This window comes from Marinoscillum luteum, assembly GCF_044005705.1.
Classification (GTDB): domain Bacteria; phylum Bacteroidota; class Bacteroidia; order Cytophagales; family Cyclobacteriaceae; genus Marinoscillum; species Marinoscillum luteum.
In genome coordinates this window covers 32,991-43,271 of record NZ_JBIPKE010000008.1, presented here as the reverse complement: position 1 = coordinate 43,271, position 10,281 = coordinate 32,991, and the positions used below count along the sequence as shown (strand labels likewise).

9 protein-coding genes are annotated in these 10,281 nt (G+C 46.1%); 4 read left to right on the top strand and 5 right to left on the bottom strand.

Going from position 1 to position 10,281, the window contains the following annotated elements; all coding sequences use genetic code 11:
* Positions 1 to 271: 271 nt before the first annotated feature.
* A complete protein-coding gene (locus ACHKAR_RS01120; RefSeq protein WP_395415818.1) occupies positions 272 to 970 on the bottom strand; it encodes a response regulator transcription factor in 699 nt (232 codons plus the stop codon).
* A 90-nt stretch (positions 971 to 1,060) separates the two neighbouring features.
* On the opposite strand from ACHKAR_RS01120, the gene ACHKAR_RS01115 reads away from it, so the two are divergent.
* The 3 genes from ACHKAR_RS01115 (at position 1,061) to ACHKAR_RS01105 (ending at position 4,043) form a co-directional block, all read left to right on the top strand.
* Positions 1,061 to 1,828, top strand: a complete 768-nt coding sequence (locus ACHKAR_RS01115) for an alpha/beta fold hydrolase (RefSeq protein ID WP_395415817.1) — start codon at positions 1,061 to 1,063, stop codon at positions 1,826 to 1,828.
* A 104-nt stretch (positions 1,829 to 1,932) separates the two neighbouring features.
* Positions 1,933 to 2,295 (top strand): BlaI/MecI/CopY family transcriptional regulator, encoded by a 363-nt coding sequence (locus tag ACHKAR_RS01110; RefSeq protein ID WP_159585242.1) that lies wholly within the window; start codon positions 1,933 to 1,935, stop codon positions 2,293 to 2,295.
* Positions 2,292 to 4,043, top strand: a complete 1,752-nt coding sequence (locus ACHKAR_RS01105) for a TonB family protein (RefSeq protein WP_395415816.1) — start codon at positions 2,292 to 2,294, stop codon at positions 4,041 to 4,043. The genes ACHKAR_RS01110 and ACHKAR_RS01105 overlap by 4 nt, the downstream gene beginning before the upstream one ends.
* Positions 4,044 to 4,098: 55 nt before the next feature.
* Here the strand turns inward: ACHKAR_RS01105 and ACHKAR_RS01100 are convergent, their stop codons facing one another.
* Entirely contained in the window at positions 4,099 to 4,482 is a 384-nt protein-coding gene (locus ACHKAR_RS01100) for a MotA/TolQ/ExbB proton channel family protein (protein WP_159584712.1), read from the bottom strand.
* A gap of 153 nt (positions 4,483 to 4,635) precedes the next feature.
* Here ACHKAR_RS01100 and ACHKAR_RS01095 point away from each other — a divergent pair, with 153 nt between their 5' ends.
* Positions 4,636 to 5,391, top strand: coding sequence for a LytR/AlgR family response regulator transcription factor (locus tag ACHKAR_RS01095; RefSeq protein WP_395415815.1), 756 nt, complete (start codon positions 4,636 to 4,638; stop codon positions 5,389 to 5,391).
* Here the strand turns inward: ACHKAR_RS01095 and ACHKAR_RS01090 are convergent.
* From ACHKAR_RS01090 to ACHKAR_RS01080, 3 genes are all read right to left on the bottom strand, one after another.
* Positions 5,381 to 8,164, bottom strand: a complete 2,784-nt coding sequence (locus ACHKAR_RS01090) for an ATP-binding protein (RefSeq protein WP_395415814.1) — start codon at positions 8,162 to 8,164, stop codon at positions 5,381 to 5,383. The genes ACHKAR_RS01095 and ACHKAR_RS01090 overlap by 11 nt on opposite strands.
* 123 nt (positions 8,165 to 8,287) lie before the next feature.
* The gene (locus ACHKAR_RS01085) at positions 8,288 to 9,133 is read right to left on the bottom strand and encodes a prephenate dehydrogenase (protein ID WP_395415813.1); all 846 of its coding nucleotides are present in this window, start codon (positions 9,131 to 9,133) and stop codon (positions 8,288 to 8,290) included.
* Positions 9,130 to 10,272 (bottom strand): pyridoxal phosphate-dependent aminotransferase, encoded by a 1,143-nt coding sequence (locus tag ACHKAR_RS01080; protein ID WP_395415812.1) that lies wholly within the window; start codon positions 10,270 to 10,272, stop codon positions 9,130 to 9,132. Before ACHKAR_RS01080 ends, ACHKAR_RS01085 begins: the two co-directional genes overlap by 4 nt.
* Between the last annotated feature and the right edge of the window lie 9 nt (positions 10,273 to 10,281).

The window sequence follows — 10,281 nt, the reverse complement described above, 5'->3', positions numbered from 1 at the left end:
AGGCGGTTGGTTTAGGCACACAGTTGGTCGGAGTAAATCACATATTCATCCTCAACATGTTAATAAAATTACAACAGCCTCATAACCAGATCAATACCTATAAATCGGTAAATACATAAGGTCATCTAAGGCTCTTTCAAAGGTGACCCTATAGAACCTTTGAATCAATACGCTCAAGAGCGTATTTTAAGAAGAAGAATTTAGCCAAGGCTTACAAAAAGTGGCTTAATGAGAGATCTAGTGATGATTGATCTGAGAAATGAAAAAGCAATCACTCTCCAAAGAACATGTCGTAGATGAGGCAATCCTGTACACGTTTGATCCCTAATTTTTTCCAGATGGAATTCCGATGCGTACGGATCGTATCTTTGGATATCACCAGTTTCTCCGCTATTTCCTGGTTGGTAGTGCCCCGGGCCACATGCTTCAGCACCTCCTTTTCACGATTCGTCAAACTCTGGTAACGAAGGTAATTGGTGATGGAAACCGGCACCTCTCCCAAAAAATCGCGCAGGATACGTCCGGTCCGGCCCAACTCTGTGAGCGTGTGGTACAGGCTGAAGTAATGGTCTTTATCCAGAAACTTTTTATAGGTCAAAAACCAGGCGTATTCCTGATCCCGGGATTTCCTCACATTTTGATAATAAGTTATCACCTGAGATCCCGAAGACTCATAAGGATGGTTTTTTAAGAAATGTGAGATGTACGCAAGGCTTTCAGGATGTACCAGTTTAGTGGAGTACGCATTGTCTACCTCTAGTAAAAACTGCTTGTCCCTCTCGAAATACTCAGCAAAAGACTGATTCACCATTCGGAAACTCCAGCCATCTACATCATTACTGGATACCATGAGGGGAAAGAAATCAATCACTTCCAAAAAGCGGTTCCTATCAGCGACATACAGATTTTGCAACTGCTGTACCTGTAGCTGGTTATAATGAAAAGACTCAGTTTCAGTGGAATAGGCCATCCGATCTCAGTTTAGACACGGGTATACTGGAGTTTCGGGGTTTACATTGAATTTATTAAATTAACTCGGTTATGGCAAAAAATTCTGTAGATGAATTTACATTTTGAACTTAAAAAGGGAACAAGAAAAGGAACAATGGTCTTCCTCCATGGTAACTCGAGCTCATCCAAGGTGTTTAATGAGACCTTCTCGTCAAGCATTGATCATACCTTAATTAGGATGGATTTGCCCGGACATGGAGGCTCTCCAAAAAATTCCCAGTCCTATGCTATCGATACACTCAGAACAATGGTGATCGATTTCATCATCGAAAAAGTCACTGAACCTTTTCTCCTTATTGGTAATTCTCTTGGTGGTCATTTGGCCATAGAAATACTACCAGAGCTCCCCCAATGTAAAGGTCTGGTCATTTTCGGGACTCCACCCCTCAAAAAACCAATCAACGCAGAAGAGGCCTTCCTACCGTGCGAAGCACTCAACACCTACTTCAAAGCAGATTATACAGATGATGAGTTGGACAAGACCATGGCAGTAGCCACCTATGGACCAGCAAGTCGCGAGCTGCTCCGTGATGACTTCATACAGACAGATCCTTCGTTCCGTTCGATCTTTCACCACGGAGCCATGGTGGAAGGTAGCCTACATGACGAAGTAGCCATCATCGCCAGTGACTCCAGACCAGTCTATGTCATACAGGGTGTGCAGGATCCTACGGTGAATGTCAACTACATCCGAGGACTGCAGGGAATCACCAAGATTTTCGAAATCAACAAATGCGGCCACTATGCCAGCCTGGAGGAGCCGTATCAATTCAATTCTATTCTCAAAAAAATAAGTTCAGAGGTCTTTAAACCCTAAAAGAGAAGTTTTAACTAAAAAATTAGTTGAAACATATTGCTTTCTTCAAACTAAAAATATAGTTTTGAACTATAATCTTAGTTTGAAGAATTATGAAGGAACCCATCAAAGAACTTACCCGAGCCGAAGAAGAGATCATGCAGGTGCTGTGGCAACTGGAATCCGCCTTTGTCAAAGAGATCATTGAGCATCTTCCAGAACCAAAGCCTGCTTATAACACGGTTTCCACCATCGTGCGAATTTTGCAGCAGAAAGGCTTCGTTGGCCATGAGGCGCACGGTAAATCGCATAAATACTCACCTCTCATTACCAAAGAGACCTATACTAAGACTTTCATGAAGGGCTTTGTAAAGAAGTATTTCAGTGGCTCTTATAAGCAGATGGTTTCGTTCTTCACTCAGGAGGAGAATCTGAGTGTGAATGAACTCGAGCAACTCCTTGATCAACTCAAAAAGAAATCCTCATGATCAACTACCTCATCGAATTATTTATCATTCATAGCATCCTCATGGTGGGCTATCTCATCTTTCTGCGGGAGGAATCTGATTACAGCAAGCTCCGGGCCTATCTGCTCGGCTCCACCCTCCTCTCCATGATTGTTCCACTCCTGCACTTTCCGTCTATTCTTGCCCTTTTTGCTCCTCAGCAAGGCTCTCCGTCTGGGGAAGTGGTCACCTATCTGCTTAACCCGGCAATGATCACTGCTCAATCCACTTCCAGCTACGACTTTTCCTTCGCCATATGGTTCTATGCACTGATTAGTATCTGGTTTTTGGTGCAAATCGCTAGAGGAATCATCTACCTCTTGCATCTGGAACGACACAGCGAGTATCAAGTGGTAGATGGAATTCCGGTCTATCGGGCATCCAACATTCAGGGGAGTTTTACCTTTTTCAATCGGATCTTTATGGATCAAACCATCTCATCCGATCAGGAAGAATTTACCCCCATGCTCAACCACGAGTCTGCACACGCCAGACTGGGGCATAGCTATGACATTCTGTTCCTCCAGCTCTTCAGGGCTTGCTTCTGGTGGTTGCCCAGTGCCTGGTGGATTCAAAAAGAAATTAAGAAAATACATGAGTACCAGGCCGATGCCTATGCACTGAAATCATACAGCATGGACCAGTACTCATCTATACTGATCAGTTCTATTCTAAAATCCAATGGTTTGAGCCTGGCCAGCTCGTTCCATGATGGTTTAATCTTAAAACGACTCAAAGCAATGAAACGTAAAGTAACGCAACTCAAGCCCTGGAAAGTGGGCGCACTCACGGCCTTATGCGCCATTCTCGCCATCGCCTTTGCCTGTAATGAACAATTGGATGGCGAAATCAAAAAGATGGGCGAGCAGAGCAATGCCATCTCCTTTGATCAACTCCCCGACAATATGAAGGCGGATCTTGAGCCAATGAAGGAGCAACTGGCCTTTATCAAACTGGAAGTAAAAGATGGAGACAATCTGTCTGATATAGCCGGACTCCAGGATATTGATGAAGAGCTTATTCACTCCATGAATATTGATAAAACCAATAATACCATCTACATAGCCATGATGAAAGATGGTACCAACTTTGACTATGTAGCAGAGAAATCAAAGATGGACGGTGAGGTCTTTACCATGGTAGAAAGCCAACCTCGCTACCCTGGCGGTATGGATGCCTTTTATCAATACCTTGGGCAAGAGATGAAGTACCCGCTGCAAGCTCGGAAAGCCGGAATAGAAGGGCGGGTGTATGTGCAGTTCATTGTGGAACCGGATGGCACCATCTCGGAAGTCACTACACTGAAAGGTATCGGGGGCGGATGTGATGCCGAAGCTGAGCGAGTGATGACCAATACTTCCGGGTGGATCCCAGGAGAGCAACGTGGCAAAAAAGTACGGGTGCGTATGGTACTGCCGCTGATCTTCAAGCTCAATAATGAAGGGGTAGCCAACGGCGGAAATTCGAAGGGTACCATTATCATCAATGAAGTGGAAAATGTTAATGATCGAATGAAAATCAATGCCAACCTCCAGGAAGGAGTCTGGACTGGGACGGTCTATGCTCCCAATGGCCAGCCCCTTGCAGGAGTAAATATTGTGGAGAAGAATACTACCTCCGGTACAGTCTCCGACAGAGATGGCTCTTTCCGACTGAAACTAATCAACCCTGCCAGCGAGGTGATACTCAGTTCTGTGGGTTATGAAAGTGTCAAACTTTCAGATAATTAAGAATAAGCTCAATATAACCCCCGGGGGGTCTGAACCACCCGGGGGGTTATTTCTATCAAGACTGTTTGGACCTGGCTACAGCCGATAAGATCAGATAAATAAGTAAAGTGATCCCATAACTCAGCAATCCCCACAAGGTGGTAATAGAAGATACCTTCAGCCCTCCAGCCAACAACTGTGGAGATACGCCTCCCTCCATTTGCTCCAGTGCTGCAAAGGCACTATACAGCCCGATCATCTGCCCCAGCACACCCATCACCAGTGCAAAGAGCCCAATGGACTTGATATAACCCAGCTGCCTGAAGAGCTGATCTGACGCTACCGACGCTCCTCCGAAGATGAACAATGCTGACCTCACCGACACCACCAGGGCTGCGATGAAAATAACCGTGATGATCCCCATAAAAAGTGGACCTCCCATCATAAATAATTCAAACATAATTTTTCGTGTTTAGATGAAACAAAATCATGGTTCAAAGCTAGGTTCATGCTCCACGTTCATCCAATGCAGAATCCATGTCGAAACCGGTATTTCATCGACAAAAAGTGCTTCCTTCATCAAAATTGACGAATTTGGAGCCAAATTGAAAGTATGCGAATCATCCAACACCTCATTTTTTGGAGCACCGTTTCTCTATTTTTGGTGATCACTTTTGGACAGGCCAACGGTGACTTCATTGAAGCTTTTTACTTCGTCACCTTCCTGTTGCCTGTGGCACTGGCCACCTCTTATTTTTTCAATTACTTTCTGGTGCCCTCCTACCTCCTCACCAGAAGATACGTCCTCTTTGGGTTATACTTTGCCTATACCCTCATCTTTTCGATCTATCTGGAGATGATCGTACTGACCATCGCACTGATAGTGCTGGCCAATTATACTTATGCCAACCTCAATCCTTACTCTACCAATTTATTCCTGCTCACTTCCACACTGTACTTTATCGTTTTCCTCAATGCCTTCATACTCCTGATCAGGAGATATCAGCGCAATGAACACCTGCTGGCTAAGATGGAGCATACCAAAAAGAAAAATGAAAGGGAGCAAATCATCATTCGGGTAGATCGCAAAAATCGGGCACTCGCACTGGATGAAATCCTTTACATCGAAAGCCTGGCTGATTATGTGAAAATTCATACAACCGGTGAAGTGGTCATCACCAAAGAGAAAATCAGTGAACTTCATGACCAACTACCAGAGCGATTTATCCGCACTCACCGATCCTTCCTGGTCAATCAACTGGAGATTTCTGAATTTGGAAAAGAGGAACTCCTGATTGGAGAAGTGAAAATTCCGATCAGCCGTACCTATCGCAAGGCCGTATCCGATCAGCTCAGGGTCACGACTTAAGAAAAGCGCTCGGCTTTTTGCCGTACCGCCGCTCAAAAAGGGTAGAAAAGTAGGAAGCCTGCCTGAAGCCCACAGCGGAAGCCAATTCATTGGTACTGGAATACACTTTCTTTCGAGCCAGCTCTATGGCCTTGGTAAGCTTGATTTCCTGAATAAACTGAAGGGGTGTAAGTCCCGTGGCGCCTTTCAGGTAGCGATATAGCTGACGCTCACTCATAGCTGCACCATCGGCCAGGCGAAGCACATTGAAGTTGGCATCTTCAATATTGGTTAGTACTTCTTTCTTCAAACGTTTCATGATGCGCTCATCATATGAGTCCTCATCTGACTGTATGTTGATGGAGATCCTACTTAGAAAATTGTCATAAAGATTTTTCACCCGGATGATCAACTCCTCCGGATCAAATGGCTTGGTAAGAAAGTCATCAATCCCGATCCGTAATGCTTCCTTGCGCAGGTTGTCATCTGCCAGGGCTGACAAGTGTATAAAAGGCAGGTGCCTCCAGAGTGGATCGGCCTTGACCGCACGAAGAAAAGAGAAACCGTCCATTCCCGACATCATCACATCGGATACTATGAAACGAATGTTTTGAGTCCTCAGTACCTCCAGGCCTTCTTCCGCACTAGCCGCCTCCACTACTTCAAAATGAGGCACCAGGAGGGAAGCCACATAACTGCTCATATCCTTGTTGTCCTCTACCAGTAGCAGACTCGGGCGATTATCGAGAGACAATAGGACCTCTGTCACCTCAGTCTGAACCTCTTCTTCATTCAAATTCACTTCCGCTTCTTCTTTTGTGACGATCATGTGAGCTGGAAGGGACAAGGTAAACACACTGCCTACACCCAACTCGCTACTCACTTTTAACTCCCCTCCGTGCATCTCGGCTATTTCCTTAGAAAGTGCCAGACCTATACCCGTCCCCCCTTGCATCTGATGCTCAGGATCCGTAGACTGAAAAAACCTATCAAAAACATAGGGCAAATCCCGTGGACTGATTCCCGACCCGGTGTCCTTCACTAAAATTTCCAATCCTTTATTCATTTGCACCAACACCTCCACAGCTCCACCATTGGGGGTAAACTTGAGCGCATTGCTAATCAAATTGACCATCAGCTTATTGAGCTTCTCCTTGTCAGCTTTGATGTAGGCATCTTCGGGGCACCGATTATTGAGTGCCACTCCCAGCTGCTCAGCCCTTGAAGCAAAGGAATTTACAATCGTGGAAACCTGTTCACACAGGCTGAAAACGCTTTCATTCAGGCTCACCTCCCCTTCCTCCAGTCGGGAAAGGTCGAGAATTTCATTCACCAGATTGGCCAGGCTGTTGGCATTCTTTTCTACCATCATCAGGTCCTCCCGGACCTCATCCGGCAGGTCGTACTCTGCAATGACCCGGTTCACGGGGCCCTTAATCAATGTTAGCGGTGTCCTCAGCTCGTGGGCGACATTCACAAACCACCGGCTTTTCGTCTGGTTGAGGTTCTCCACCTGTGCCATGTGTGATTCTATTTCACTGTTTTTCAGACGAAGCAGATCATTGGCCCTTTTTCGAAGCATGTAACCTCTATAGATGAGAAATGAAATAATGACCAGCATGGCCACCACCACTACCAGGGCGGTCTGCATATTCTGCTGCCTGTCCATGTTGTAACCCGCCTCCTGCAACTGGAGATTCTTCTCGGCCAACTCCCGATCGTGCTTTTCGGCCTGGTATTTGGCTTTGATGGATTCTATCAACTGGGTATTCTGCAAATTGAAGATGGAATCATCTTCTGCCTTAATGAGCTTGAAAACATCATATGCCTCCTTATAACGCCCCGTCTTGCTATATACCTGCTCCAGCACATCCCAGGCATTCACACGAATCTGCGTGTTATTAATCTCCTCCGCGATGGCCAGTGCTTGCTTCATAAAATACTCCGCAGAATCGTACTTCCCAAAGGCATAGTAATAGTGCCCCATGGCCTGATAGCTAAATCCAAACCACTTGGGGTCTTCTAACTCACCGGCTATCACCAGCGACTTTTTCAGGTATCCCATGGCCTCACCAAACACCTCCAGGTCTTTATAGGTAAGAGCCATATTGTGATACAGTTTGTGAAGGAGCACCTTATCATTTGTTTCTTGAGCAATGCGAACCGCTTTCTCATACATCTCTATTCCCTTTTTCTCATCTCCCTCCGTACAATAGATGCTTGCAATGGTGTTATAACACGCACCTACCACGTCTTGCCTGCCCAATTTCTGAGCCAGCTCAATGCATTCTTCGTAATATTGAAGGGCTGTAGGATGGTCATTGATGTAGTCATAGTTTACGCCAACTTTGCGGAGGGTAAGCAAATAATTGACCGAATCTTCCAGGTTTTCGTAGATCTTCAGCGCAGCAAACAACAACTCCAGAGCGATTGCAGTATCATCCTCTTCCATCGCCATATCAGCGAGTAACAGGTGGTCAGCAGCCACAAGTTCATTATTCTCACGATTATCCAATGTCGACAAGGACCTTTTGACATAAGTGCGAGCCTGCTGGAAGTCATGTGCCTCCTGATATTGTTTGGCTAAGTGGTAAAAGAAACTGGAAGCACTGTCTGCGGATAATGTACCTGCCTTTAAAGCACCTTCCACCTTCACAATTACCTCCGCTATGCGTAAAGAGTCTCTGGTCATGTCCAGACCAGAAAGGGCATTTTGGGAAACGCCTGCCCATGAAAAGTACGTGGATAGAGCACAAAGGCTTACCACAATAATTACTTTACAGAGTAACTTCATCTTTCGTCCAGCGGTGAAATCGAAATATAAAACAGAAACCCTCAACAAAACCTATTAAGCTGAGAAATCAACCAATAAATACCCTATTTATGGGAGTTTTGGATGCCAAAAAAATGGAATTTTTCAGTTGATGACCCTTCGAATGTTCCTTCCTGACTCCAAAAAATTCTGCAGCCCGGAAGCATCGTTTTCCTCGAGCATTTTTTTGAAGTCTTCAGCCTTTTGCAGGAAATTGCTCAACGCCTCCAACACCATTTCTTTATTTTCCATAAAAATGGGAGCCCACATCTCTGGTGAGCTCTTGGCCAACCGAACGGTGGAAGCAAATCCGGAACCAGCGAGTTCCAGGATGATGTCGCCATCTTTTTCTTTGTCGAGCACGGCATTGCTCAGGGCAAATGAGGTAATGTGGCTGAGGTGTGAAATATAAGCCAGATGACGATCATGGGCCTTCGCTTCCATGAGCTCCAGGCGCATCTTCAACCCCTGACAAACTTTCTTGAAGGAAGCGAGGGATTTCTCTGCGGTTTTATCACCCTCACAAATGATCATGAGTTTTTCCTCGAAAAGGGTGGCAAACGCCGCATCAGGACCGCTATACTCTGTGCCGGCAATGGGATGAGCTGCAATAAATTGTGCCCTATGGGGGTGGTCAGCCACTACCTCGCATATCTTGCCTTTGGTAGACCCGAAATCTATCACCACCTGTCCTGGTCGAAGCTGATCCAGAATCCCTGGAAGCTGCTTGCTAATGACATCCACAGGAATGGAAAGAATGATCCAGTCTGCCCACTGAATCCCCAACGCAAGGGTGTCAAACTTTTGATCGATGATCCCCAGCGCAATGGATCGGTCAAGATTGGCAGGGTTGCGGCTATAGCCACCAGCCTCAGATAAAAAGCCGCCAGCCCTCATTGCCAGTGAAAAGGAGCCTCCAATTAATCCTGTACCTACAAATAATACTTTCATGACATGCGATTATAAACCTCCTCCAACAACTCTACCGAAGCACAAAGCGACAGGCGAATATATGATCTTCCGGCTTCTCCGAAGATAAACCCCGGCGCCATAAAGACATCATACCGATCCAGGATTTCCTCCACAAATGCTTCACCATCACCATTGGGTGCCTTGGCCCAAACGAACATACCCGCCTGATGATCCGAATATTGACAATTGAGCAAGTCCATGATCCTAAATCCAACAAGCTGCCGCTTCCGGTATTGATCATTCAGTCCATCAAACCAACTGCGATCGAGGTTTAAGGCCTCTATAGCCGCCAACTGCACGGGCTTGAACATCCCGGAATCCATATTGCTCTTAATCTGGAGAACCGGTTGTATCAGCTTCTCGCTCCCCATGGCCCAGCCTACTCTCCATCCGGCCATGTTAAAGGATTTAGACAAAGAATTCAGTTCGATAGCCACTTCCTCGGCCCCTTCTACGTTGAAAATACTCAGAGGACTGTCGTTCAATATGAAACTATAAGGATTGTCATGACAGAGCAGAATGTTTCGTGATCGGGCGAAATCAACGTACCGGGTCAACAAAGCCTTATCCGCTCTGGTACCAGAGGGCATGTGAGGATAGTTAATCCATAATATTTTCACTTTGGAGCAATCCAACTGCTCCAAAAACTCCCAATCGGGTGCCCAGTCGGAAGTTTCCATCAGAGGGAAGTAGACAGGCTCCGCCCCAACAATTCTGGTGACGGAAGTATAAGTGGGATAACCCAAAGCGGGAATCAACACCTGATCACCCGGATTGAGGTAAGCCAGGGATGTATGCATGATTCCTTCTTTGGAGCCCAAAAGGGGTAGTACTGCCTTGTCTTCAACATGCACCTGGTATGCACGCGCATAAAACTCCCTAATGGCATCTCCGAGTGCAGGTAAACCCTGATAAGGCTGATAACCATGTGAGTCGCCAGACTGGGCCGTTTCCTGAAGTGCCCCGATCACCCCGGCATGAGGCATCTGATCCGGACTACCGATTCCCAGGTTGACAATAGGTCTCCCCTGTGCGATGAGCTCACGAATGGCCCTCAGCTTTGCTGAAAAATAATACTCTGAAAATTGCGCAAGTCTGTCTGCTGGCTTGATGTTCATCCCTCCGGG